Raw genomic sequence first — 25,564 nt, forward strand, 5'->3', positions numbered from 1 at the left:
TTTCGGTAATTATTCGGCACAGTCAATTCAATATCGAAAGATATTAAAATAAATTCAGAATTCATTGAGCTGTCGAAAGACATAAAACTTTTTAATTGAAGAGTTTGATCATGGCTCAGATTGAACGCTGGCGGCAGGCCTAACACATGCAAGTCGAGCGGTAACAGAGAGAAGCTTGCTTCTTTGCTGACGAGCGGCGGACGGGTGAGTAATGCTTGGGAACATGCCTTGAGGTGGGGGACAACAGTTGGAAACGACTGCTAATACCGCATAATGTCTACGGACCAAAGGGGGCTTCGGCTCTCGCCTTTAGATTGGCCCAAGTGGGATTAGCTAGTTGGTGAGGTAATGGCTCACCAAGGCGACGATCCCTAGCTGGTTTGAGAGGATGATCAGCCACACTGGGACTGAGACACGGCCCAGACTCCTACGGGAGGCAGCAGTGGGGAATATTGCACAATGGGCGCAAGCCTGATGCAGCCATGCCGCGTGTGTGAAGAAGGCCTTCGGGTTGTAAAGCACTTTCAGTCAGGAGGAAAGCGTGGTGGTTAATACCCATCATGTGTGACGTTACTGACAGAAGAAGCACCGGCTAACTCCGTGCCAGCAGCCGCGGTAATACGGAGGGTGCGAGCGTTAATCGGAATTACTGGGCGTAAAGCGTACGCAGGCGGTTTGTTAAGCGAGATGTGAAAGCCCCGGGCTCAACCTGGGAACTGCATTTCGAACTGGCAAACTAGAGTGTGATAGAGGGTGGTAGAATTTCAGGTGTAGCGGTGAAATGCGTAGAGATCTGAAGGAATACCGATGGCGAAGGCAGCCACCTGGGTCAACACTGACGCTCATGTACGAAAGCGTGGGGAGCAAACGGGATTAGATACCCCGGTAGTCCACGCCGTAAACGATGTCTACTAGAAGCTCGGAGCCTCGGTTCTGTTTTTCAAAGCTAACGCATTAAGTAGACCGCCTGGGGAGTACGGCCGCAAGGTTAAAACTCAAATGAATTGACGGGGGCCCGCACAAGCGGTGGAGCATGTGGTTTAATTCGATGCAACGCGAAGAACCTTACCTACACTTGACATACAGAGAACTTACCAGAGATGGTTTGGTGCCTTCGGGAACTCTGATACAGGTGCTGCATGGCTGTCGTCAGCTCGTGTTGTGAGATGTTGGGTTAAGTCCCGCAACGAGCGCAACCCCTATCCTTAGTTGCTAGCAGGTAATGCTGAGAACTCTAAGGAGACTGCCGGTGATAAACCGGAGGAAGGTGGGGACGACGTCAAGTCATCATGGCCCTTACGTGTAGGGCTACACACGTGCTACAATGGCGCATACAGAGTGCTGCGAACCTGCGAAGGTAAGCGAATCACTTAAAGTGCGTCGTAGTCCGGATTGGAGTCTGCAACTCGACTCCATGAAGTCGGAATCGCTAGTAATCGCGTATCAGAATGACGCGGTGAATACGTTCCCGGGCCTTGTACACACCGCCCGTCACACCATGGGAGTGGGTTGCTCCAGAAGTAGATAGTCTAACCCTCGGGAGGACGTTTACCACGGAGTGATTCATGACTGGGGTGAAGTCGTAACAAGGTAGCCCTAGGGGAACCTGGGGCTGGATCACCTCCTTATACGATTTAGAACTTATTTGTTCGTAGTGTCCACACAGATGATTGTTAATTGTAAAGAGAACAACACTTATTGTTTGGGTCTGTAGCTCAGCTGGTTAGAGCGCACCCCTGATAAGGGTGAGGTCGGTAGTTCAAATCTACTCAGACCCACCACTTTACTCCCATACATCGTTATGGAATATCTCGTTTAGTAAACTAAACGTCGATTTCCCACGCCTTGCCTGGAAGCAAAGTCGGTATACAAACAGTAAGACCAGCATATGTGGGGCTATAGCTCAGCTGGGAGAGCGCCTGCCTTGCACGCAGGAGGTCAGCAGTTCGATCCTGCTTAGCTCCACCACTTTACTTCTTAAAAATAAATATTCTTTATCGGGTCATAAACGACCTGAGAATGAAGTGTGTTTAATTTTGAGAAGTTTTTATTTCTCTTGCTCTTTAAAAATTTGGAAAAGCTGATAATAAAATTCTGATGAATACATTGTATTTATCAAGAGTTTTCAAAAGTAAAAAAAGAATGGTAGCAGTACCATTCAGTGCCATTTAGTTAACTCTTATGAGTTGATTGATTGGTATCTACTTTAGTATTCAATATTGACTTCTGGCGAAGTTAAACTGTCACACAACAAAGACCCGTTTGGGGTTGTATGGTTAAGTGACTAAGCGTACACGGTGGATGCCTTGGCAGTTGGAGGCGATGAAGGACGTATTAACTTGCGATAAGCCTAGTCAAGCTAGTAAAAAGCACTTGAGACTAGGATTTCCGAATGGGGAAACCCACCTGCTTGCAGGTATCGTTAACTGAATACATAGGTTAACGAGGCGAACGCGGAGAACTGAAACATCTAAGTACCCGTAGGAAAAGAAATCAACCGAGATTCCGAAAGTAGCGGCGAGCGAAATCGGAACAGCCCTTAAGCTTATTATGTGTTAATGGAAGGCTGCTGGAAAGCGCCACGATACAGGGTGATAGTCCCGTACATGAAAAGACATTTTAAGTGAAATCGAGTAGGTCGGAGCACGTGAAACTTTGACTGAATATAGGTGGACCATCATCTAAGGCTAAATACTCCCAACTGACCGATAGTGAACCAGTACCGTGAGGGAAAGGCGAAAAGAACCCCTGTGAGGGGAGTGAAATAGAACCTGAAACCGTGTACGTACAAGCAGTAGGAGCCCACTTGTTGGGTGACTGCGTACCTTTTGTATAATGGGTCAGCGACTTATATTTTGTAGCGAGGTTAACCGATTAGGGTAGCCGTAGGGAAACCGAGTCTTAACTGGGCGAATAGTTGCAAGGTATAGACCCGAAACCCGGTGATCTAGCCATGAGCAGGTTGAAGGTTGAGTAACATCAACTGGAGGACCGAACCCACTAACGTTGAAAAGTTAGGGGATGACTTGTGGTTAGGAGTGAAAGGCTAATCAAACCGGGAGATAGCTGGTTCTCCCCGAAATCTATTTAGGTAGAGCCTCGGACGAATACTTACGGGGGTAGAGCACTGTTAAGGCTAGGGGGTCATCCCGACTTACCAACCCTTTGCAAACTCCGAATACCGTAAAGTAATATCCGGGAGACACACGGCGGGTGCTAACGTCCGTCGTGAAGAGGGAAACAACCCAGACCGCCAGCTAAGGTCCCAAAGTCATAGTTAAGTGGGAAACGATGTGGAAAGGCCCAGACAGCCAGGAGGTTGGCTTAGAAGCAGCCATCCTTTAAAGAAAGCGTAATAGCTCACTGGTCGAGTCGGTCTGCGCGGAAGATGTAACGGGGCTAAACTATGCACCGAAGCTGCGGATTCATCTTAGGATGAGTGGTAGGGGAGCGTTCTGTAAGCCGTTGAAGGTGTACCGGGAGGTATGCTGGAGGTATCAGAAGTGCGAATGCTGACATGAGTAACGATAATGGGAGTGAAAAACTCCCACGCCGGAAGACCAAGGGTTCCTATCCCATGTTAATCAGGGTAGGGTAAGTCGACCCCTAAGGCGAGGCCGAAAGGCGTAGTCGATGGGAAACAGATTAATATTTCTGTACTCGATATAATTGCGATGGGGGGACGGAGCAGGCTAAGCAAGCATGGCGTTGGTAGTCCATGTGAAAGTGAGTAGGGCGTTTGTTTAGGTAAATCCGGACGAACATTAAACCTGAGACACGAGACGAGTCACTAAGGTGATGAAGTTGCTGATGCCATACTTCCAGGAAAAGCCTCTAAGCTTCAGATTATATGGAATCGTACCCCAAACCGACACAGGTGGTCAGGTAGAGAATACTAAGGCGCTTGAGAGAACTCGGGTGAAGGAACTAGGCAAAATCGTACCGTAACTTCGGGAGAAGGTACGCTCCTATCTGTGATGAGACTTGCTCTCTAAGCGGACGGGAGCCGCAGTGACCAGGTGGCTGGGACTGTTTATTAAAAACACAGCACTGTGCAAAATCGCAAGATGACGTATACGGTGTGACACCTGCCCGGTGCCGGAAGGTTAATTGATGGGGTTATCCTTAGGGAGAAGCTCTTGATCGAAGCCCCGGTAAACGGCGGCCGTAACTATAACGGTCCTAAGGTAGCGAAATTCCTTGTCGGGTAAGTTCCGACCTGCACGAATGGTGTAACCATGGCCACGCTGTCTCCACCCGAGACTCAGTGAAATTGAAATCGCAGTGAAGATGCTGTGTACCCGCGGCTAGACGGAAAGACCCCGTGAACCTTTACTACAGCTTGGCACTGAACATTGAACCTACATGTGTAGGATAGGTGGGAGACTTTGAAGATGAGACGCTAGTTTTGTTGGAGTCAACCTTGAAATACCACCCTTGTAGTTTTGATGTTCTAACGTTGGCCCCTGAATCGGGGTTACGGACAGTGCCTGGTGGGTAGTTTGACTGGGGCGGTCTCCTCCTAAAGAGTAACGGAGGAGCACGAAGGTTGGCTAAGTACGGTCGGACATCGTACGGTTAGTGTAATGGTAGAAGCCAGCTTAACTGCGAGACAGACACGTCGAGCAGGTACGAAAGTAGGTCATAGTGATCCGGTGGTTCTGAATGGAAGGGCCATCGCTCAACGGATAAAAGGTACTCCGGGGATAACAGGCTGATACCGCCCAAGAGTTCATATCGACGGCGGTGTTTGGCACCTCGATGTCGGCTCATCACATCCTGGGGCTGAAGTCGGTCCCAAGGGTATGGCTGTTCGCCATTTAAAGTGGTACGCGAGCTGGGTTTAGAACGTCGTGAGACAGTTCGGTCCCTATCTGCCGTGGGCGTTTGAGAATTGAGAGGGGTTGCTCCTAGTACGAGAGGACCGGAGTGAACGAACCGCTGGTGTTCGGGTTGTCATGCCAATGGCATTGCCCGGTAGCTACGTTCGGAACTGATAAGCGCTGAAAGCATCTAAGCGCGAAGCAGGCCTCGAGATGATTTCTCACTAGAGCTATAAGCTCTCTGAAGGGCCGTTGGAGACTACAACGTTGATAGGCAAGATGTGGAAGTGCTGTGAGGCATTAAGCTAACTTGTACTAATTACCCGTGAGGCTTAACCATACAACGCCAAACGCGTTTTATGTGACAGTTCAAGCAAGAAGTTAATATAACTAAAGTAGATATTACTGAAGAACGACTTAAAAAATATTATCAGATATTTTCCAAATTCAGTTAATTTGTAGTAATACGAATTAACGCCCTAATTTGCTTGGTAACAATAGCGTTTTGGACCCACCTGATCCCATGCCGAACTCAGTAGTGAAACGAAACAGCGCCGATGATAGTGTAGCATTTGCTATGTGAAAGTAGGACATTGCCAGGCTCCAAATTGTAGAAAGCCCGAATCTAACGATTCGGGCTTTTTTACGTCTGCAGAAAAGTGAGGGTAGTGCAATTAATGTACACTCAGTTCCTCCTAACACGCAGGTTGGGCAAGCAACGCGACACCCGACACTCAAATCATAAAAATATAACCACTAGCCAATGGGTGTGTCGCATTTGCTACGTGACTCTCTACCGCTGTGGACACAACGACATTACCAGGCTCCAAATTGTAGAAAGCCCGAATCTAACGATTTGGGCTTTTTTACGTCTGCAGGAAAGTGAAATGAGGGTGAATAATGTACACTCACATCCCCCTAACAATTAAGTCGGGCGAACGTAGCGAATCCCGACGATAAAGAGCATCAAAAATAGCTCAAGGAGCCTGTAGCCTTTCTACAGGGTAGCGCACCGATGCCAAGTACTATTAGTTATTAAGTGAGTAGATTTATCCATGATCATACTTGCTCAACTGGATTGAGCTCTGGGAAATATGGAGATAAGAGTATCACTGGCAGGTTTTTACTCACCTATCAATGATGATGTCTTACGTTACTAGCAAGTGACCACTGGGCGCTGTCTGGATAGCATCTGTGGTAATTAGCAGTTGCCGTATAATATTCTTACTGAGAGGAGCTATGATTGCTTCTGTTTTACCTGTTACAGGGTATACTGCACCAAAATACGGTTTTACCTACGCCAAGCAGTTTATCGGGCTTAGTGGCCTGCACTAATTATAAATTGGAATATTTAATGGGTTGCTGAAATTAACTTCCTGTTACTATCACGCTTAACAGTTAGTAAATTTATGGAAGTAATATTGTAAAAACGGTTTGAGCTAAAATAATAGCGCAAACTAAAAACCCAGCATGAGCTGGATTTTTAATTCATTTAATGCGCTAGGAGTTACTTATTAGCTACGTTAAATTACCTATGTAGTTCGCCGACTCTTTCAGGCTGGTAGGTTACTTCTTTTATTTTTACTTTTATTAACCCTCCACCAGGCTTAGGCCATTCAATTTCATCTCCTTGTGATAACCCAAGTAAAGCGCCGCCGATAGGGGCTAAAATTGATATTTTTTGGCCGCTAGCGTCAAGATCTTTCGGGTAGACAAGAGTTAAATTGAATTCTTCTTTTGAAGATTCTACAACAAAATTTACCGTCGAATTCATGGTAACTATAGTTGCTGGAACGTCTTTAGGATCAACTATAGTTGCACGTCCTAATTCTGCTTCGAGTTCTTTTTCACCCGCAAAACTGTTTGCAGGTAATGATTCGATTAAATCATATAGTCTATCTGCATCTAGTGATGAGATGATTATTTCAGGTCTTTTATTCAACTCAATATCCTTAATAATGTTTATGTAAATAAAACTTACTCTGAGTATGATTCGGCATAAGCTTAATTGCACTAGAATACGTTGAAGTAATTTTTATTTGCAACTCAATAATCAACTATCTTAAGCAATAGTACTTAAGTGACTAAAGAGTATAGTTAGTTTTTTATTTTTTCTATAACATTAAAAACCCAGCCGAGGCTGGGTTTTTTTAACCGGGAGGTTTAGGAGGGGGTTTACATCATACCGCCCATTCCACCCATACCGCCCATGCCACCCATATCAGGAGCGCTATCATCTTTTGGGATTTCAGCTACCATAGCTTCGGTAGTGATCATTAGACCCGCAATAGACCCTGCAAATTGTAGTGCAGAGCGTGTTACTTTAGTTGGATCTAGGATACCCATTTCAATCATGTCATTGTATTCGCCAGTAGCAGCATTGTAACCAAAGTTACCTGAACCTGCTTTAACTGCGTTAACGACAACAGATGCTTCTTCGCCAGCATTTGTTACGATTTGACGAAGTGGCGCTTCCATTGCACGAAGAGCGACTTTTATACCGTGGTTTTGATCTTCGTTGTCGCCAACTAAATCTACAAGCTTACTTGCTGCACGAACTAGTGCAACACCGCCGCCAGGTACTACGCCTTCTTCAACCGCTGCGCGAGTTGCATTTAATGCATCTTCAACGCGGTCTTTTTTCTCTTTCATTTCCATTTCAGTCGCAGCACCAACTTTGATTACTGCAACACCGCCAGCTAGTTTAGCCATGCGCTCTTGTAGTTTTTCTTTATCGTAGTCAGATGTTGCTTCTTCGATTTGTGCTTTAATTTGTGAAACACGGCCGTTAATACCTGCTTCTTCGCCAGCACCATCGATAATAGTCGTATCATCTTTAGTGATAATTACGCGCTTAGCTGTACCTAGGTCTTCAACTGTTGCTTTTTCAAGCTCAAGGCCGATTTCTTCTGAAATCACAGTACCGCCAGTTAATACAGCGATATCTTGTAGCATTGCTTTACGACGGTCGCCAAAACCAGGAGCTTTCACTGCTGATACTTTAACAATACCGCGCATGTTATTAACTACTAATGTAGCTAATGCTTCGCCTTCAAGGTCTTCTGCGATGATTAGTAGTGGCTTGCTTGCTTTAGCTACCGCTTCTAATGTTGGTAATAATTCGCGAATGTTAGATATTTTTTTATCTACAAGTAGAATAAATGGGTTATCTAGTTCAACGGTACCTTTTTCTGGGCTGTTAATAAAGTAAGGAGATAGGTAACCACGGTCAAACTGCATGCCTTCAACAACATCGAGTTCGTTTTCTAGTGATTGACCTTCTTCTACAGTAATAACACCACTGTTGCGGCCTACTTTTTCCATTGCTTGTGCAATGATATCGCCAATCTCTTTATCAGAGTTAGCTGAAATAGTGCCAACTTGTGCAATTGCTTTAGTGTCAGAGCATGGAACAGATAACGCTTTAAGCTCTGCAACAGCAGCAATAACTGCTTTGTCGATGCCGCGCTTAAGGTCCATTGGGTTCATACCTGCTGCAACCGCTTTAAGGCCTTCGTTAACAATAGACTGTGCAAGTACTGTAGCGGTAGTTGTACCATCGCCGGCTGCATCGTTAGCTTTAGATGCAACTTCTTTAACCATTTGTGCGCCCATGTTTTCAAACTTGTCTTCAAGTTCGATTTCTTTTGCTACAGATACACCATCTTTAGTGATAACTGGAGAGCCAAATGATTTGTCTAGTACAACGTTACGGCCTTTAGGACCTAATGTAACTTTTACTGCGTTTGCCAGGATGTTTACGCCAGTTAGCATTTTAGCGCGTGCGTCACCTGCAAAAAGTACTTCTTTTGCTGCCATGTTTTAAATTCCTCTAAATTCTTAAATGTTTATAAACGAAAAGTAGGTTTAGCCTACAATGCCTAAAATATTATCTTCACGCATGATCAGGTACTCTTGACCTTCGATCTTTTCAACTTTCTCAACATATGAGCCAAATAACACAGTGTCACCGGCTTTAACTTCTAATGCTCTAACATCACCGCTTTCTAAAATGCGACCATTACCAACGGCAACAACTTCTCCGCGGGTTGATTTTTCAGCTGCAGAGCCAGTTAATACAATACCGCCAGCAGATTTTGTTTCTTCTTCTAGACGCTTAACGATCACGCGATCATGTAAAGGACGAATATTCATTTATTTAGTTCTCCTAACAGTTTCTGCGAAGGGCAGAAAAAAGCTTATATTGGTTGCATTCAATAATGGGGGTGTTACGCCAAAATCCAAGCGTAAAATTAAAAAAATTAATCTTTTCGTTCAAACTCGCCATCTATGATGGTCGGTTTGTTCACTTGATGAGGTTCTGCTTCAGTTTGACTGTGTTGGGTAAATGGTGAACCACCTTGTTGCATACCTGCACTCATACGTACAGTAGCTTGGCTAGCAAGGCCAGCTGCCAGTTTGTTGCGAATTACTGGGGTTAATAATAGTAGCCCAAAAACGTCGGTCATAATGCCAGGCGTTAACAATAATACGCCTGCGATAATAACGCATATACCGGTAAATAACTCTTTTGCAGGCATTTGCCCTTCGGCCATTTGAGTTTGCGCTTTTTGAAGTGCGCTCATACCTTGTTGTTTTACCATTTTTGCGCCTAAAATCGCGGTAATAATTACTAACGCAATTGTCGAAAAACCACCTATTACTTCGCTTACTTGTATAAGTAAGGCGATTTCAATAATAGGAATAATGATAAACAACACAAATAAAAATCTAAACATAAAGCTCTCTAAATAATGAAACTCAAAAGAGTTGATGAAATATAAGTGAGGGTGGAGCGGTCTAATTTCAAGGATACAGTAAGCGCTATTGCTATTTTTTTGCAGTTATAGCACCTACACATTACATACGCTATCAGATACTATGCTTACAGACATTATTAAACACATAAAGGTTCATTATGGCGGCGCAATTTAAACTTATTTTTACTACCTGCAAAGATGAAAATGAAGCAAGGGAGCTGGCAAAAGCATTAGTAGAGAGAAAACTGGCTGCATGCGTGAATATTCTACCAAAGGTAGCTTCTATTTATATATGGGAAGGTGAAGTAGTTGAAGCAACCGAGGCTAAACTATTGATCAAAACAAAGTTAGATAAAATGAACGATGTATTTTTAACTATTAAAGCATTACACAGCTATGAAGTGCCAGAGATCCAAGTTGTTGATGTGGCAACGGGTAACCTAGCTTATTTTAATTGGATGGATGAGGTACTTAATTAATGCGTTTTTTCTTTTTGTTACTGGTTGCATTATTAGCGGCTCCAGCTAAGGCTAATAATATACTTGGTGATTTACTTGCACCTCCACAACAAACCTTTTTACAAGTAGACCAAGCATTTGTATTTGATTTTGATCAGCAAGATAATACTTTATTTATAGGCTGGGATATTGCACCTGAATACTACTTATATAAAAATAAAATAGAGATTATTGCCAAGGGCGCGAATATAGAAGTAGGCGACTTAGGTGATGGTGAGGTTATCGAAGATGAGTTCTTTGGTAAAACAGAAGTTTTTTTTAATGCACTTAGTATTGTTAGTAAGCTCAGTAATGTAACTGAGGGAGCAGTAGTAAAAGTGCGTTACCAAGGTTGTGCTGAAGCTGGGTTATGTTATCCACCTGAAGTTATTAGTATTCCACTAAACAAAATTGCCGGTGAACAGCTGCAAAATGCAGATGATGCTATGCAAAGTGCAACCTCTGCAAACGCATTTACAGCATTAAGCGAGACTAATGAACCGACAAGCAATGCGCCTAAAAAAGATCTAACCTTTACCGAGCAGTTAGCAAGCCAAGGGTTGATTACTAATTTACTGATATTTTTTGTTGTCGGTGTTGGTCTTGCTTTTACACCGTGTGTATTTCCTATGTTTCCAATATTGTCGAGCTTAATTGCTGGGCAAAAAAACCTCTCAACTAAAAAAGCCTTCGCGTTATCATTTGTATATATTCAAGGTATGGCAGTGACCTACGCGGCATTGGGTTTGGTTGTGGCTGCACTTGGCGGGCAAGTTCAAGGGTATTTACAGCACCCTTATGTGCTTATTAGCTTTAGTTTATTGTTTGTATTATTAGCAATGTCGATGTTTGGTTGGTACGAAATAAAGCTACCAAGCGGCATGATGAACAAGTTAACCCAAGTAAGTAATAACCAAAAAGGCGGCAACTACGTTGGTGTGTTTTTAATGGGCGTATTATCGGGCTTAATTGCATCGCCTTGCACCACCGCACCTTTGTCAGCAGCGCTATTGTTTGTAGCACAAAGTGGCGACTATTTAGTGGGTGGATTAACGCTTTATGTACTGAGTTTAGGCATGGGACTGCCATTATTGTTACTCGGTACATCGGGCGGAAAACTATTGCCTAAAGCGGGTGGCTGGATGGAGCAAGTTAAAACCCTATTTGGCTTTATTATGCTAGTTGTGCCACTTATATTACTTGAACGCCTTTTAGATGCCGATGTTATTTTATTAATGGCGGGAGTATTAGCCTTGGCAACCGCGCTTTACTTGCATCACTGGCAAAGTAGCCAAACACAAGGAAAATTAAAAACAGCACTGTGGTTTGCTGCAACGTTACTCGTTGTTAGTGGCTTTAACTTAACTAAAAATTATTTTTGGCCAGTACACATGCAAACAATGCAAGTAAGTGCGCAAAGTAATGAGTTTAAGCAAGTAGCCAATTTAACTGAGTTAAAAGCAGCCGTTGCTCACGCTAATGAGCAAGGCCGACTGGTTATGGTCGACTTATATGCTGATTGGTGTATTGCGTGTAAAGAATTTGAGCATTACACCTTTCCCGATGCAAAAGTGCAAAATGAGTTTAGTCACTTTGAGCTTATTCAAGTCGATTTAACCGACAGCGATAACAAAACAATCGAGCTAATGGAAGAATATACGGTGTTTGGTTTGCCAAGTATTTTGTTTTTTAATACCCAAGGAGAGGAGCTAAGTGCACAACGTGTTACCGGCTTTTTGAATGCTGACGATTTTGCTCAGCACCTATCTACAGTGCGCGCCAGCGTAAAGTAGCAATATAATAGCCCCCCATAATTTAAAGGTGGGGGCTATTATTACCACCTCAATGCTTGTCCCCAATACAGAGATAAGACCAGTATTTTGCTGTTATTTACGTCGAAATCACTATAATAGTTGGTTAACGTGAGAAATTGTTGTTATCTTATTTTTTATACTCACATAATTGTAAAAAATTAGCTAACGACTGCTTAACTCATTACTTATAGGATATATCGCGTATTATGGCTGCAAAATTCAAGCTTTTAGTTATAAATGGCCCAAATTTAAATATGCTAGGTAAACGTGAGCCAGATAAATACGGTTCACGTACGCTAAGCGAAATTATGAGCGAACTAACATGTGCCGCTGATAGTTTAAATGTTGAGTTAACGCATTTCCAAAGTAATAGCGAGCAAGCACTGATAGAGCGTATTCACGATACTTGGCAAGCGATTGATTACATAATTATTAATCCTGCTGCATTTACGCATACGAGCGTCGCATTACGTGATGCATTGTTAAGTGTTGATATTCCGTTTTTTGAAGTGCATTTAAGCAACGTGCACGCACGTGAAGCGTTTCGCCATCATTCGTATTTTTCTGATGTGGCGCAAGGCGTAATATGTGGATTAGGTGCAATGGGTTATCACGCAGCGCTTGAAGCTGCAGTAAACCAATTGCAAAACTCAAATTAATTTTAAACACACAAACTAATAGGCGGGCCGTTTATGGATATTCGCAAGATCAAAAAACTTATTGAATTAGTAGAAGAGTCAGGTATTGCTGAGCTAGAAATCACTGAAGGTGAAGAGTCAGTACGTATAAATCGTAATAACATGAGTGCAGGCCCAGGCTATGCTCAGTTTGCGCCACAGCAATATGCACCAGCACCAGTTGCCGCTCCAGTTGCTGCAGCTCCTGCAGCAGCAGTTGAAGCCGCTGCTCCAGCTGGCCCTACAGGCCATCAAGTTAAATCACCTATGGTTGGTTCATTCTACGCTGCGGCTTCACCAGAAGCGCCAGCATACGTAGAAGTTGGTTCTCAAGTTAAAGTTGGCGATACATTATGTATCATCGAAGCAATGAAAATGATGAACCAAATTGAGTCAGATAAAGCTGGTACAGTAAAAGCTATTCTAGCTGAAAATGGCGAGCCAATAGAATTTGATCAACCTTTATTCATCATTGAATAATAGCGCAACCTAAAAGGCCAACTCTAATGTTAGATAAAGTAGTCATTGCAAACCGAGGTGAAATTGCACTTCGTATATTGCGCGCCTGCAAAGAGCTTGGGATCAAAACGGTTGCTGTGCATTCAACGGCAGATCGCGATCTTAAGCATGTATTGCTTGCAGATGAAACCATCTGTATTGGTAAACCAGCAGCAACAGAAAGTTATTTAGATATTCCGCGTATTATTGCCGCGGCTGAAATAACTGACGCTGTAGCGATTCATCCTGGTTATGGTTTTCTTGCAGAAAATGCTGATTTTGCCGATCAAGTTGAGCAAAGTGGTTTTGTATTTATTGGTCCTACTGGCGATACAATTCGTCTTATGGGCGATAAAGTATCTGCAATCGCAGCAATGCGTAAAGCCGGTGTTCCGTGTGTACCAGGCTCAGATGGTCCAGTATCAGATGACAAAGAGCGCAATATGCAAATTGCTAAGCGCATTGGTTATCCGGTAATCATTAAAGCCGCTGGTGGCGGTGGTGGCCGAGGTATGCGTGTTGTGCGCAGCGAAGCTGAACTGATTGATTCAATTGCATTAACCCAACAAGAAGCGAAGCAGTTCTTTGGTAATGGCATGGTTTACATGGAGAAATACCTTGAAAATCCACGTCATATCGAAGTACAAATTTTAGCTGATGGCCAAGGTAATGCAGTGCATTTAGGTGAACGTGATTGTTCTATGCAGCGTCGTCACCAAAAAGTAGTTGAGGAAGCACCCGCACCAGGAATTACTGCAGAAACACGTAAGTTTATTGGTGAGCGCTGTACGCGTGCCTGTATTGAAATTGGTTATCGTGGAGCTGGTACGTTTGAGTTTTTATACGAAAACGGCGAGTTTTACTTTATCGAAATGAATACCCGTATTCAGGTTGAGCATACAATTACTGAAATGGTGACAGGTATTGATTTAGTTAAAGAGCAGCTAAAAATTGCTGCTGGTCAGCCATTGTCGTTTACTCAAGATGATGTTGTTATTCGCGGCCATGCCATTGAATGTCGTATTAACGCAGAAGACCCAGAAACGTTTATCCCATCACCGGGTAAAATTACACGTTTTCATCCTGCGGGTGGTTTAGGTATTCGTTGGGATAGCCATATTTATGCTGACTACACCGTACCACCACATTACGATTCAATGATCGGTAAGCTAATTACTTACGGTGAAAACCGTGACGTAGCAATTGCTCGTGCACGTAACGCACTAAATGAGTTAGTAATCGACGGTATTAAAACCAATACTCCGCTGCATAAAAGAATTCTTGCAGACGAAAACTTCCAAAATGGTGGGACTAATATCCACTATCTTGAGAAAAAATTGGGACTATAATTCCTCGTTAATAGAAACCGGCGCTTAGCCGGTTTTTTTATCTTTAAAAATTGGCTGTATCACCTTAAATAAATAATCTGGTATGATTAACAAATATGCGCTTTAATAAATTTTTGAGGTAAAGGTAATAATGTCACGTAGTTTTAAGTCTCACTTGAGTGATGATATTGCCACGGTAACAATGGGCAATCGAATTGCGGCTATTATAGAGCAAGGTGCGGTAATTTATTTACATGGCGATTTAGGCGCGGGTAAAACCACCTTTACACGTGGCGTAGTGCAAGGTTTTGGCCATACAGGTAAGGTTAAAAGTCCAACGTATACCTTAGTAGAACCATATGAGCTGGAGCGCGCTAATGTTTACCACTTTGATTTGTATCGTTTAGGCGATCCAGAAGAACTTGAATATATGGGAATACGCGATTACTTTTCAGCGCAAGCAATTTGTGTGGTTGAATGGCCAGAAAAAGGCGGAGAGTTTATTCCTGTGCCAGATTTAAATATTACTTTAAGCTATGTAGGCGATGAGCGAAATATCGTTATTAATAGTGCCAGTGAGCGTGGTAGCGTAATTATTGAAAAATTAAATAACTCAACCTCAGAGTAATAATATTGGTTATATAACAAATAATAAAATAGTTAAGGCAGTCACTATCAACATGAGTCGCGGTGTAATTAAACTCTTTATTTATCTTGTAGCTATCACTATGAGTTCGTCGCTATGGGCACAAAATACCATTAATAGTGTGCGCGTTTGGCCATCTCCAGATAGTACTCGGGTGGTATTTGATTTAACTGAAAAGCCTGACTTTAGTTATTTTATGCTTAAAAACCCCAGCCGTTTAGTGGTTGATTTAGAGCAAACACGGGAACTTAAAGTGTTACCCGGTATTCCGCCTAAGCATCAAATTGTCAGTAAGCTTCGTTATTCTAAGCCAAAAAATAAACACAGCGTGCGCTTTGTATTTGAATTGAGTGCCCCGGTAAAGCCTGTGGTTTTTGCATTAGCACCAACGGGCCCGTATAAAAACAGGTTGGTTGTTGATCTATATGACAAAAGTGAATCATCCACAGCAGTATCACCAGCGCAAACAGCGACTAAAAACCGTCAATTAAGCCAAGAGCGCGATATTGTTATTGCGATTGACGCTGGTCACGGTGGCGAAGATCCTGGCTCAATTGGCCCATCGGGTACCTATGAAAAAACGATTACATTACAAATAGCTAAACGCTTAGAGCGGATGATTGACTCTGAGCGCGGGATGATTTCGCGTATGGTGCGCAGCGGCGATTACTTTGTAAAGCTCAATACCCGTACCAATCGTGCTCGTGAGAAAAAAGCTGATTTCTTTGTCTCTATTCATGCTGATGCATTTACTAGCCCAGGTCCAAATGGTGCCTCGGTGTGGGTGTTATCACTGCGCCGTGCTAACTCAGAAATAGGTAAATGGATTGAAGATAAAGAAAAACACTCTGAACTTTTAGGTGGCGCGGCAGATGTAATAAAAGATGCTGCTAATGAAAAGTACTTAGCGCAAGCACTGCTTGATATGTCGATGGATCATTCGATGAAAACCGGTTTGAGCGTTGCTGATGAAGTAGTAAAAGAGCTACGTAAGGTGGCAAAGTTACATAAAAAAGACCCTCAACATGCGAGTCTTGCGGTATTAAAGTCACCAGATATTCCTTCTATTTTAATCGAAACAGGGTTTATTTCTAATCCCCGTGAAGAAAAATTGCTTAAAAGTGCTAATCACCAAGAGCGTTTAGCCAAAGCTATATTTACTTCAATTAAAAATTATTATTTAAAAAACCCACCCGACGATTCTTTATTTGCTAAGTTAAAGTCGCAATATCCAACCAAGCATAAAGTTCGCCCGGGGGAGTCGTTAAGCATGTTAGCGAGTCGCTACGGCATAACCATAAACAAGTTAAAGCAGGCGAATAAACTAAGCTCTAATACCTTATTTATTGGCCAAGAGCTCGATATACCGCAAAGTTAATTGCTTATCATTAGAGTCATGTTTGTTAGGAAGTTGAATGAGTATTGAAATACTACCCGCACGTTTAGCGAACCAAATTGCTGCAGGTGAAGTGGTCGAGCGCCCCGCGTCGGTGGTAAAAGAATTAGTAGAAAACAGCCTAGATGCTGGTGCTACACGCATTCAAATAGATATTGAGCGAGGTGGGCACAAACTAATTCGTATTCGTGACAATGGTGCGGGTATTGCTCAAGACGAGCTTACATTAGCACTTTCTCGCCATGCAACCAGTAAATTAAAATCCCTCGATGATTTAGAAAATATTTGCTCACTAGGATTTAGAGGTGAAGCACTGGCGTCAATTAGTTCGGTTTCGCGCTTAACGCTAAGCTCAAAAACTAAACATCAAGAAGCCGCTTGGCAAGCATTTGCACAAGGTCGCGATATGGCTGTGCAAGTAAAACCAGTAGCGCACCCAGATGGCACTACCATAGAAGTAAAAGATTTATTTTTTAATACGCCAGCCCGGCGTAAATTTTTACGTACCGAAAAAACAGAGTTTAGCCATATTGATGAGCTTATAAAGCGCATTGCGCTGAGTCGATTTGATGTATCTATTACCCTTACTCATAATGAAAAAGTAGTTAGGCAGTACCGTGCTAAAACCGATCCTAGCCAAGCAATTGCCCGTGTAGCACAAGTGGCGGGTAAAGCATTTGCTGAGCAAGGCTTACATATTCAATCGGGCGAGGGGGGCTTGCAGCTTCATGGCTGGGTATTGCCTGTTGGCTCTGCTAACACCACGCAGTATACCTATGTAAACAATCGTATGATGCGCGACAAGCTTATACTGCACGCTATTCGCCAAGCATTTGAAGAAGTAAGTGGTGCCCAAGAGTTACCCGGTTTTGTTATTTATATTGATATTGATCCTCGTCAAGTTGATGTAAATGTTCATCCTGCAAAGCACGAAGTACGTTTTCATCAAGGGCGTTTAGTACACGACTTTATACTACAAGCAATTAAACAAGTTGTTGTGCCACTGCAAGGTGAGTTTACTAGTGAGCCTTTAAATAACCCAGCCGATGCGGCATTTAGTTATACAGACACAGCACGCTCTCCCGCTGCAAATTTTGAGTCGGGTGAGGTATTTGATTATCCTAAATCGCAATTGCAACCATCTCATAGTGTTAGTTCTGGCGGTGCATCGCTAGGTTCGCGTAGTGCGGGAGGAAGTGGTGGTGCCTACAGAGCTACACCTAGTACTAATCATCATGATATTAATGCTTTTTATCAGGGCGTGAGTGAGCAGCATGCCGCGCATTTTGACCAAGGTGCTCACGTATCTGTAGGGCTAAACAAGGCACACGCAGTGGAGCAAGGCGTTGCTTTAAAAACGGTTGCTATTATTAGCATTAACGAAGGCGTGTGTGTGTTTAGCAGCGAGCAGCAATTGTATTGCTCACATTTTAAATATGCATTAGTTGATGATTGGCATGAGCAAATAAAAGAGCAGGGCAGCTTAGAGGGCAAAGCGCTGTTGTTACCAGTGCGAGTTAATTTATCCAAACAAGACTGTGAGCTAATAGCAGCGCAACAGTCGTGGTTTACGCTATTAGGTTTTGAGCTGATTATTGAAAAGCAGTTTGTGATGGTTAAAAAACTTCCTGCGTGCTTATATTTATTAGATGTTACTAGCGCGGTTGAAAGCTTGTTGGAAGCGTGTAAAGCGCCACTTGAAAACATAGAAAGCTGGTTGGCGTGGCAGATGCAATACACACCAGCGCGTTTTTATTCCAGCAATATCTTTTTAGCGCAGCAAACCCGCATGCAAAATAATCCGCAAACAATTGAACGTTTGCGTGCAAAAGCAGTTAAAATAGATTTAGAGCACTATTTAACGCAATTAGATTAAGGTATTCGTGTTGAGTAATTTACCAGTCATATTTTTAATGGGTCCAACCGCCGCGGGTAAAACGGCGTTGGCAATTTCATTGTGTGAGCATTTAAATACCGAAATAATTAGTGTTGATTCAGCGTTAGTATATAAGGGTATGGATATTGGCACGGCTAAACCCGATGCATCAGAGTTAGCACGTGCTCCGCATCACTTAATTGATTTACTTGACCCAAGTGAAACTTATTCAGTTGCTGATTTTAGACGTGATGCGATAATAAAAATAGATGAGTTTCATCAGCAAGGTAAGGTGCCGGTATTAGTTGGCGGCACTATGTTGTACTTCAAAGCTCTGATTGATGGCTTATCACCACTGCCAGAAGCGAACGTGGAAATAAGAGCCGAACTTGAAGCGCAAGCAGCACAATATGGCTGGCCACATTTGTATCAAGAACTGGTAAAAATAGACCCACAAGCAGCGCAAAAAATGAGTGAGAACGACTCACAAAGAATTAATCGTGCTTTAGAGGTATACAAATTAACAGGTAAAACCATGACCGAACTGCAAAAGCAAAAGCAGCCGGTTTTACCTTATACTTTTCATCAATTTGCTATTGCGCCAACGCAGCGCAGTGAATTACATCAGCGAATTGAAAAAAGGTTTAAAATAATGCTCGAACAGGGGTTTGAAAATGAAGTTTCGACCCTATATCTACGTAAGGATTTACACCCCAATATGCCTTCTATTCGTTGTGTAGGTTATAGACAAATGTGGGATTACCTTGCGGGTGAAATTGACCATGATGAAATGGTATTTCGCGGCATTGCGGCTACACGTCAATTGGCTAAACGCCAATTAACTTGGTTAAGAAGCTGGCCCGATGTTACATGGTTAACAACGGGTGATGAAGAAAACTTGCATCGTGTAGTAAGTTCGCTAAGCTAGTAGTAGTTGAATAAAATTTAGCTTTGTTAAATAAGTTCAGCCACTTAATTATAATAACACCTAGAACGAAGGAATAATAACATGGCAAAAGGCCAATCGTTACAAGACCCATTTTTGAATGCACTACGCCGTGAGCGCATCCCAGTATCAATCTTTTTGGTTAATGGCATAAAATTACAAGGTAAAATTCAGTCATTTGATCAATTTGTTATTTTACTAGAAAACACCGTAAATCAAATGGTGTATAAACATGCAATTTCAACAGTTGTTCCTGCTCGTGCAGTTAATTTCCAAGGTGTTCAAGAAAATGACGACACTGAAGAACCTGAAGCTGGAAACATTTAAATTAGGAGCGTGATGCTTGTTTGACCGCTATAAATCTGGCGAACAGGCAGTTTTAGTTCATATTGACTTTCCTAAAGAGGGAGATCGCGAAGATCTTCACGAATTAGAATTGTTGGTATCTTCTGCTGGTGTTAGTAGTTTGGCGGTTGTGCAAGGCAGCCGTCAAGCACCACATCCGAAACTATTTGTCGGAACTGGTAAAGCAGAAGAAATAGCTGAGACTGTTAAAATCCACAATGCCGATGTCGTTATTTTTAATCATCAACTCAGACCGTCACAAGAGCGTAACTTAGAACGCATTTTGCAATGTCGTGTGCTTGATAGAACCACTCTTATTCTTGATATATTTGCGCAACGAGCACGTACCCACGAAGGTAAGTTGCAAGTTGAACTGGCGCAATTGCGTCATATGTCCACGCGACTAATTCGTGGTTGGACGCATTTAGAGCGTCAAAAAGGGGGCGTGGGTTTACGTGGGCCGGGTGAAACACAGCTCGAAACCGATAGACGCTTATTGCGCGCCCGCCTGCAAAATATTCGTGCACGGCTAGATAAAGTTGCTGTACAGCGCGAGCAAGGTAGACGCGCTCGTAGTCGTAACGAAATACCAACTGTATCGTTAGTAGGGTATACTAATGCGGGTAAATCAACATTATTTAATCGCATTACAAACTCAGATGTTTATGCTGCAGATCAATTGTTTGCGACGCTTGACCCAACGTTACGTAAACTTGAGTTAGGCGATGTTGGTCCGGTTATTTTAGCTGATACTGTTGGCTTTATTCGCCATTTGCCGCATGACTTAGTGGCGGCATTTAAAGCGACGCTAACAGAAACGCGAGAAGCCGACTTACAGCTGCATGTTATTGATGTGGCAGATGCACGACTAAAAGAAAATATTGAACAAGTACAATCAGTACTCAAAGAAATTGAAGCTGATGAAGTACCGCAATTATTGGTTTATAACAAAATTGATGCGCTGGATGATATTACTGCGCGTATTGATCGCGATGATGAAGGCCAACCTATAAGGGTATGGCTTTCTGCTCAAACTGGCGAAGGTTGCGAGTTACTTAGCGAAGCTATTAGTGAATTGCTTGCTAAACAAATGCTTAGCGAAACACTATTACTCGCACCACAATATGGACGGTTAAGGTCGTCGTTATTTAGTTTAAGTGCAGTAAGCGACGAGCGCTTTGATGAACAAGGTAACTGGCTGTTAGATGTTAGGTTACCTGTAGTTGAGTGGAATCGTTTAATTAAAGAATTTGGTCCTGAAATTGCTGGTTTTATCGTCTGTGATTAAAAATTGATGTAATTAATGTCGGTTTTTGTATAAGAAACGCAGTAGATTTGTTAGATTTAACTCAATTTCCTTATTTATTTAGATAACAATGGAGTATAGCTATGGCCTGGAATGAACCGGGTAATAATGGCAATGATAAAGATCCGTGGAATAACAAAGGCGGACGAGATCAAGGCCCACCTGATTTAGACGAGGTGCTGCGTAAATTCAGTAACAAGTTTAGTGGCTTATTTGGCGGCAAAAAACCGGGCAATGGTAGCGGCGGTGGACTTGGCGGAGCCGGTATTTCATTTATACTTATAATTGCTGTAATTGTATGGGCACTCAGTGGTATTTATACCGTGAAAGAAGCCGAGCGTGGTGTGGTTCTTCAATTTGGTAAGTATGATCGTATTGCTGATCCTGGTCTGCGTTGGAAAATGACCTTTATTGAAACCATAATACCAGTAGATATTGAAGCTGTTCGTTCATTATCAACGTCTGGTTTTATGTTAACTGAAGACGAAAACGTAGTAAGCGTTGAGTTTCAAGTGCAATACCGTGTTATTGACCCATACTTGTATAAATTTAGTGTAACTAATGCTGATAGCAGCTTAGAAGAAGCACTAGAAAGTGCACTTCGTTATGTAGTTGGCCATGCAAAAATGGACCAAGTACTGACTAACGGCCGTGAGGTTGTGCGCCAAAATACATGGGATGAGCTTAACAAGGTTATTGAACCTTATAACTTAGGTTTAATTGTGACTGACGTGAACTTTAAAGATTCTCGTCCACCGGCTGAAGTTAAAGATGCGTTTGATGATGCAATTGCTGCACAAGAAGATGAAGAACGCTTTATCCGTGAAGCTGAAGCATATGCGCGTGAAATTGAACCTCGTGCTCGTGGTCAAGTTACCCGTATGACTCAAGAAGCTGAAGGTTATCAAGAACGTATTACACTTGAGGCACAAGGTGAAGTTGCTCGTTTTGAAAAGCTATTACCAGAATATCAAGCAGCTAAAACAGTAACTCGTGAGCGTTTATACATTGATGCAATGCAAGAAGTATTAGGCAATAGCTCTAAAGTACTTGTTGATGTAAAAGGTGGCAACAACATGATGTATTTACCACTTGATAAAATTATGGAAAAGCAAGGCACAGCAACACGTGTTGCACTTCCTAGCTCAAGTGATATTCAAGACTTACGTAACAAAGTAAATACGTCACGCAATAGCTCTGTTAATAGTGGTAGTGACCGCTTTAACAACGATCGTTTTAATGATGGGAGATAACAATAATGAAAAACTTTAGTTTAGTCATACTATTAGCTGCCATTGTAATGTCTTTCTCGTCTGTTTTTGTTGTACCTGAAGGGCAAAAAGCAATTGTTTTGTTATTCAGTAAAGTACAAAAAGACAGTGATGATCAAGCCATAGTGTACAGCCCAGGCTTACAATTTAAAGTACCATTTTTTAGCCAAGTACGTCGCATTGATGCACGTATTCAAACGCTTGATGGTACACCAGACCGCTTTGTAACGAGCGAGAAAAAAGACTTAATTGTTGATTCGTTTGTAAAATGGCGTGTGAACGACTTTAGTGCTTTTTACTTGCGTGCTCGTGGCGATAAGCAATATGCTGAAACGCTGCTAGAACAAAAAGTAAATAACGGTCTACGTACTAACTTTGGTACACGTACTATTCGTGAAATAGTGTCGGGTGAGCGTAGCGAGTTAATGGAAGAGGCGTTAGTACAAGCTTCTGAAAGTGCCCGCGAGCTAGGTATTGAAGTGCTTGACGTGCGTGTTAAGCAAATAAACTTACCACAAGAAGTAAGCAGCTCGATTTATCAACGTATGCGTGCTGAGCGTACTGCGGTTGCTAAAGAGCATCGTTCAGAAGGTCAAGAAAAAGCCGAAACAATTCGTGCTGGCGTTGATCGTCGTGTAACGGTAATGCTTGCTGATGCTGAGCGTAATTCACGTACGGTACGTGGTCAAGGTGATGCAGATGCAGCGGCTATTTATGCTAATGCGTATAATAAAGATCCTGAGTTTTTTAGTTTTGTTCGTTCGTTAGAGGCGTATAAACAAACCTTTAAAAACAAGCAAGACGTAATGGTTCTTTCACCAGATAGCGACTTCTTTAAATATATGAAAGGTGCTACAGCACAATAAAGCTAACCAATATATTTAAATCTTAAAAGCCTCGCGTTAGTGGGGCTTTTTATTGAAACAGATTTAATGCATTAAACCACTGTTATCTATGTGGTTATTAGTTAATATTTATACATATAAATATACGAGCGGAAAATATAAGCTAAACGGGGTGAACTTTGGCTTTGTTTTCTGGTAAAATCTTGTCCTAATTTTTTTAAGTGAAGTTACAATGGGTAAAAACGTTGTTGTATTAGGCACCCAATGGGGTGACGAAGGTAAGGGTAAGGTAGTTGACCTCCTTACAGATAAAGCATCTTTAGTAGTTCGTTATCAAGGTGGGCACAATGCTGGCCATACCTTAGTGATCGACGGTGAAAAGACGGTTCTGCACCTTATTCCATCGGGTGTATTACGTGACAATGTTAAATGTGTGATTGGTAATGGTGTTGTTTTATCACCAGAAGCGCTAATGAGAGAGATTGGCATGTTAGAAGCACGTGGCGTACCTGTACGCGAGCGTCTTTTAATCAGTGCTGCATGTCCATTAATTTTGCCTTTCCATGTTGCATTAGATGTAGCCCGTGAAACTGCACGTGGTGATAAGCCAATTGGTACAACTGGCCGTGGTATTGGTCCTGCGTACGAAGATAAAGTGGCACGTCGTGGTTTGCGCGTAGGGGATTTATTTAATCCTGAACTATTCGCCGCAAAACTAGAAGAAGTTCTTGAGTACCATAACTTTACTTTAGTTAATTACTATAAAGTAGATGCTGTTGATTTTCAGAAAACCTTTGATGACGCAATGGCCGTTGCTGATATTTTAAAAGCGATGATTGTTGATGTTACTGAGCTTTTAGATCAAACGCGTTTAGCTGGCGACAACATTTTGTTTGAAGGTGCACAAGGTACGTTACTTGATATCGATCATGGTACTTACCCTTATGTAACGTCTTCTAACACTACAGCTGGTGGCGTTGCTACTGGTGCTGGTTTTGGCCCACTACACCTTGATTATGTGCTTGGTATTATTAAAGCATATACAACACGTGTTGGTTCAGGCCCTTTCCCGACAGAGCTTTACGACGGCCTTGAGAAGCAAGACCCAGTTGGTAAGCACTTAGGCGATAAAGGCCATGAGTTTGGCGCAACCACTGGTCGACTTCGTCGTACTGGTTGGTTAGATGCCGTAGCAATGCGTCGTGCAGTGCAAATCAATAGTATTTCTGGTTTTTGTTTAACTAAGCTTGATGTTTTAGATGGCTTAGAAACACTTAAAATCTGTACTGGTTATAAGCTTGAAGATGGCACAGTTACTAACGTAACGCCATTAGCAGCTGAAGGTTACGAAAAAGTAACGCCAATATACGAAGAAATGCCAGGTTGGTCAGAAAATACTGTTGGTGTAACTAGCCTTGATGGTTTACCAAAAGCAGCGATTGATTACGTTAAGCGTATTGAAGAGCTAACTGGTGTTCCTGTTGATATTATTTCTACTGGTCCAGATCGTGTAGAAACTATGATACTTCGCAATCCGTTTGCCTAATATCAACTAGACTTGAAAAAAGCTGCTTAATGCAGCTTTTTTTATGTCTAAAAATAACAATAGAGTATAAATAACCTGAGATCCGGATAATAAACTTATCTCAAGCAGTTATTTTCAGCGCTAACTGCGTAGAATTTACTTGCAATAGGCCAGCTATTGACGCGTAAATTCGCCTTGTTTTCACTGAAAACCTCTGGCTAGAGAAAATAAAATTAAATATAACTATGATTCAATACGTTAGTAAATCTCTTAACCAGAGTTCAGGTTAAATATTAATTTTGGAACGATCTTTGTATAGTATTTAATAGGTTTATTTTTATAAGTGATGAAGATGCAGTTACTTTTTAGTCATTCAGTTTTGTTATTACCATTAATGACATTCTCTTTATTGATGAGCAGCAATAGCTTAGCTGAGGAAACGGCAGCAGCAGTGCCACTGTATACTGAGACTGAGTTAATTTCGCTAATTAATAAAAACACCCACTTAGCTCGGGTTAAGGCAGATGATTGCCAGTTAGTACAAGATATAGAAGCGCGAGCCAATAAAATGGCATTACCATCGTATCAATTTTTATATGGCGATATGCTAGCCTATAACGTATGTGTTGATCGCGATGTAGAGTTAGGTGTGTACTATATGCAAAAAGCGGCTGAGCAGGGCTTAGCAGCGGCTTTAGAACAGTTAGGGCGTTACTACGATATTGGGCGTTTGGTACAACAAGATAAAGCAATGGCAATCACTTATTTGCGTGAAGCGTCATCGCAGGGAAATTTAAAAGCGCAGTTTCGCTTAGTTAAGCTATTTAACCAAGGCTATGGCAGTCCACGCGACTTTGAGGATATGTATCGTTGGTTATTTAATACCAAGGTCGCAGATGCTAATACGCATAAAAAAATTGAGCGTTTATTAGCTCAGTTAGCTGAAAAAATGCCAGCCAGTGTTGTGGCTCGTGCTCGCCTACCCATGTAAGCATATTGATATACCAAAAA

Annotated in this window: 19 protein-coding genes, 2 tRNA genes and 3 rRNA genes; 20 read left to right on the forward strand and 4 right to left on the reverse strand. The window is 42.3% G+C overall.

Features of this window, described 5'->3' with window-relative positions:
* The first annotated feature begins 92 nt into the window (after window positions 1-92).
* From PTRA_RS01250 to rrf, 5 genes are all read left to right on the forward strand, one after another.
* Window positions 93-1,628 (forward strand): 16S ribosomal RNA (locus tag PTRA_RS01250).
* Between the two features lie 76 nt (window positions 1,629-1,704).
* A tRNA-Ile gene (locus PTRA_RS01255) sits at window positions 1,705-1,781 on the forward strand.
* A 111-nt stretch (window positions 1,782-1,892) separates the two neighbouring features.
* Window positions 1,893-1,968, forward strand: a tRNA-Ala gene (locus tag PTRA_RS01260).
* Between the two features lie 306 nt (window positions 1,969-2,274).
* A 23S ribosomal RNA gene (locus PTRA_RS01265) occupies window positions 2,275-5,163 on the forward strand.
* Between the two features lie 147 nt (window positions 5,164-5,310).
* Window positions 5,311-5,425, forward strand: a 5S ribosomal RNA gene (gene rrf, locus PTRA_RS01270).
* The 16S, 23S and 5S rRNA genes sit together here with 2 tRNA genes alongside, the layout of an rRNA operon.
* Before the next feature lie 926 nt (window positions 5,426-6,351).
* On the opposite strand, the gene rnk is transcribed toward rrf, so the two are convergent.
* The 4 genes from rnk to PTRA_RS01290 all read right to left on the reverse strand — a co-directional run bounded on the left by rnk (window position 6,352) and on the right by PTRA_RS01290 (window position 9,562).
* The gene (rnk, locus tag PTRA_RS01275; RefSeq protein WP_041454318.1) at window positions 6,352-6,765 is read right to left on the reverse strand and encodes a nucleoside diphosphate kinase regulator; all 414 of its coding nucleotides are present in this window, start codon (window positions 6,763-6,765) and stop codon (window positions 6,352-6,354) included.
* Between the two features lie 233 nt (window positions 6,766-6,998).
* The gene (groL, locus tag PTRA_RS01280; RefSeq protein ID WP_058372391.1) at window positions 6,999-8,642 is read right to left on the reverse strand and encodes a chaperonin GroEL; all 1,644 of its coding nucleotides are present in this window, start codon (window positions 8,640-8,642) and stop codon (window positions 6,999-7,001) included.
* Between the two features lie 48 nt (window positions 8,643-8,690).
* A complete protein-coding gene (locus PTRA_RS01285) occupies window positions 8,691-8,978 on the reverse strand; it encodes a co-chaperone GroES (RefSeq protein ID WP_011326973.1) in 288 nt (95 codons plus the stop codon).
* Window positions 8,979-9,085: 107 nt separating this feature from the next.
* On the reverse strand, window positions 9,086-9,562 hold the full coding sequence (locus tag PTRA_RS01290) for an FxsA family protein (RefSeq protein ID WP_058372392.1): 477 nt from the start codon (window positions 9,560-9,562) through the stop codon (window positions 9,086-9,088).
* 179 nt (window positions 9,563-9,741) lie between these two features.
* On the opposite strand from PTRA_RS01290, the gene cutA reads away from it, so the two are divergent.
* From cutA to PTRA_RS01365, 15 genes are all read left to right on the forward strand, one after another.
* A complete protein-coding gene (cutA, locus tag PTRA_RS01295) occupies window positions 9,742-10,062 on the forward strand; it encodes a divalent-cation tolerance protein CutA (RefSeq protein ID WP_011326975.1) in 321 nt (106 codons plus the stop codon).
* Window positions 10,062-11,873, forward strand: coding sequence for a protein-disulfide reductase DsbD (locus PTRA_RS01300; RefSeq protein WP_058372393.1), 1,812 nt, complete (start codon window positions 10,062-10,064; stop codon window positions 11,871-11,873). The genes cutA and PTRA_RS01300 overlap by 1 nt, the downstream gene beginning before the upstream one ends.
* Window positions 11,874-12,100: 227 nt before the next feature.
* Window positions 12,101-12,553: a type II 3-dehydroquinate dehydratase gene (gene aroQ / locus PTRA_RS01305; protein ID WP_011326977.1), complete on the forward strand. Its 453-nt coding sequence runs from the start codon at window positions 12,101-12,103 to the stop codon at window positions 12,551-12,553.
* A 33-nt stretch (window positions 12,554-12,586) separates the two neighbouring features.
* Window positions 12,587-13,051 carry an acetyl-CoA carboxylase biotin carboxyl carrier protein gene (accB, locus tag PTRA_RS01310; protein ID WP_058372394.1) on the forward strand — a complete coding sequence of 155 codons (465 nt, stop codon included), beginning with the start codon at window positions 12,587-12,589 and terminating at the stop codon, window positions 13,049-13,051.
* A 26-nt stretch (window positions 13,052-13,077) separates the two neighbouring features.
* On the forward strand, window positions 13,078-14,418 hold the full coding sequence (gene accC / locus PTRA_RS01315) for an acetyl-CoA carboxylase biotin carboxylase subunit (protein WP_011326979.1): 1,341 nt from the start codon (window positions 13,078-13,080) through the stop codon (window positions 14,416-14,418).
* Window positions 14,419-14,548: 130 nt separating this feature from the next.
* Window positions 14,549-15,025 carry a tRNA (adenosine(37)-N6)-threonylcarbamoyltransferase complex ATPase subunit type 1 TsaE gene (gene tsaE, locus PTRA_RS01320; protein WP_058372395.1) on the forward strand — a complete coding sequence of 159 codons (477 nt, stop codon included), beginning with the start codon at window positions 14,549-14,551 and terminating at the stop codon, window positions 15,023-15,025.
* Between the two features lie 52 nt (window positions 15,026-15,077).
* Entirely contained in the window at window positions 15,078-16,421 is a 1,344-nt protein-coding gene (locus tag PTRA_RS01325) for an N-acetylmuramoyl-L-alanine amidase (protein WP_058372396.1), read from the forward strand.
* A gap of 37 nt (window positions 16,422-16,458) precedes the next feature.
* Window positions 16,459-18,315: a DNA mismatch repair endonuclease MutL gene (gene mutL, locus PTRA_RS01330; protein WP_058372397.1), complete on the forward strand. Its 1,857-nt coding sequence runs from the start codon at window positions 16,459-16,461 to the stop codon at window positions 18,313-18,315.
* A gap of 10 nt (window positions 18,316-18,325) precedes the next feature.
* On the forward strand, window positions 18,326-19,243 hold the full coding sequence (miaA, locus tag PTRA_RS01335; RefSeq protein ID WP_041454320.1) for a tRNA (adenosine(37)-N6)-dimethylallyltransferase MiaA: 918 nt from the start codon (window positions 18,326-18,328) through the stop codon (window positions 19,241-19,243).
* A gap of 81 nt (window positions 19,244-19,324) precedes the next feature.
* Entirely contained in the window at window positions 19,325-19,588 is a 264-nt protein-coding gene (gene hfq / locus PTRA_RS01340) for an RNA chaperone Hfq (protein ID WP_011326984.1), read from the forward strand.
* 16 nt (window positions 19,589-19,604) lie between these two features.
* Window positions 19,605-20,894, forward strand: a complete 1,290-nt coding sequence (hflX, locus tag PTRA_RS01345) for a ribosome rescue GTPase HflX (RefSeq protein ID WP_011326985.1) — start codon at window positions 19,605-19,607, stop codon at window positions 20,892-20,894.
* A 101-nt stretch (window positions 20,895-20,995) separates the two neighbouring features.
* Window positions 20,996-22,165 carry an FtsH protease activity modulator HflK gene (hflK, locus tag PTRA_RS01350; protein WP_011326986.1) on the forward strand — a complete coding sequence of 390 codons (1,170 nt, stop codon included), beginning with the start codon at window positions 20,996-20,998 and terminating at the stop codon, window positions 22,163-22,165.
* 5 nt (window positions 22,166-22,170) lie between these two features.
* Window positions 22,171-23,049: a protease modulator HflC gene (gene hflC, locus PTRA_RS01355; RefSeq protein ID WP_011326987.1), complete on the forward strand. Its 879-nt coding sequence runs from the start codon at window positions 22,171-22,173 to the stop codon at window positions 23,047-23,049.
* 211 nt (window positions 23,050-23,260) lie between these two features.
* Entirely contained in the window at window positions 23,261-24,574 is a 1,314-nt protein-coding gene (locus tag PTRA_RS01360; RefSeq protein ID WP_058372398.1) for an adenylosuccinate synthase, read from the forward strand.
* Between the two features lie 331 nt (window positions 24,575-24,905).
* On the forward strand, window positions 24,906-25,544 hold the full coding sequence (locus PTRA_RS01365; RefSeq protein WP_058372399.1) for a tetratricopeptide repeat protein: 639 nt from the start codon (window positions 24,906-24,908) through the stop codon (window positions 25,542-25,544).
* Window positions 25,545-25,564: the final 20 nt, after the last annotated feature.

Origin of the sequence: Pseudoalteromonas translucida KMM 520 (assembly GCF_001465295.1) — a bacterium.
GTDB lineage: Bacteria > Pseudomonadota > Gammaproteobacteria > Enterobacterales > Alteromonadaceae > Pseudoalteromonas > Pseudoalteromonas translucida.

Excerpts from the sequence above, each read along its gene's own strand:
- tsaE (WP_058372395.1), top strand. The coding sequence starts at position 14,549 with ATGTCACGTAGTTTTAAGTCTCACTTGAGTGATGATATTGCCACGGTA.
- mutL (WP_058372397.1), top strand. The coding sequence starts at position 16,459 with ATGAGTATTGAAATACTACCCGCACGTTTAGCGAACCAAATTGCTGCA.
- PTRA_RS01285 (WP_011326973.1), bottom strand. The coding sequence starts at position 8,978 with ATGAATATTCGTCCTTTACATGATCGCGTGATCGTTAAGCGTCTAGAA.
- PTRA_RS01325 (WP_058372396.1), top strand. The coding sequence starts at position 15,078 with ATGAGTCGCGGTGTAATTAAACTCTTTATTTATCTTGTAGCTATCACT.
- hfq (WP_011326984.1), top strand. The coding sequence starts at position 19,325 with ATGGCAAAAGGCCAATCGTTACAAGACCCATTTTTGAATGCACTACGC.
- PTRA_RS01360 (WP_058372398.1), top strand. The coding sequence starts at position 23,261 with ATGGGTAAAAACGTTGTTGTATTAGGCACCCAATGGGGTGACGAAGGT.
- aroQ (WP_011326977.1), top strand. The coding sequence starts at position 12,101 with ATGGCTGCAAAATTCAAGCTTTTAGTTATAAATGGCCCAAATTTAAAT.
- groL (WP_058372391.1), bottom strand. The coding sequence starts at position 8,642 with ATGGCAGCAAAAGAAGTACTTTTTGCAGGTGACGCACGCGCTAAAATG.
- cutA (WP_011326975.1), top strand. The coding sequence starts at position 9,742 with ATGGCGGCGCAATTTAAACTTATTTTTACTACCTGCAAAGATGAAAAT.
- accB (WP_058372394.1), top strand. The coding sequence starts at position 12,587 with ATGGATATTCGCAAGATCAAAAAACTTATTGAATTAGTAGAAGAGTCA.
- PTRA_RS01365 (WP_058372399.1), top strand. The coding sequence starts at position 24,906 with ATGCAGTTACTTTTTAGTCATTCAGTTTTGTTATTACCATTAATGACA.
- accC (WP_011326979.1), top strand. The coding sequence starts at position 13,078 with ATGTTAGATAAAGTAGTCATTGCAAACCGAGGTGAAATTGCACTTCGT.
- PTRA_RS01290 (WP_058372392.1), bottom strand. The coding sequence starts at position 9,562 with ATGTTTAGATTTTTATTTGTGTTGTTTATCATTATTCCTATTATTGAA.
- hflC (WP_011326987.1), top strand. The coding sequence starts at position 22,171 with ATGAAAAACTTTAGTTTAGTCATACTATTAGCTGCCATTGTAATGTCT.
- PTRA_RS01300 (WP_058372393.1), top strand. The coding sequence starts at position 10,062 with ATGCGTTTTTTCTTTTTGTTACTGGTTGCATTATTAGCGGCTCCAGCT.
- hflK (WP_011326986.1), top strand. The coding sequence starts at position 20,996 with ATGGCCTGGAATGAACCGGGTAATAATGGCAATGATAAAGATCCGTGG.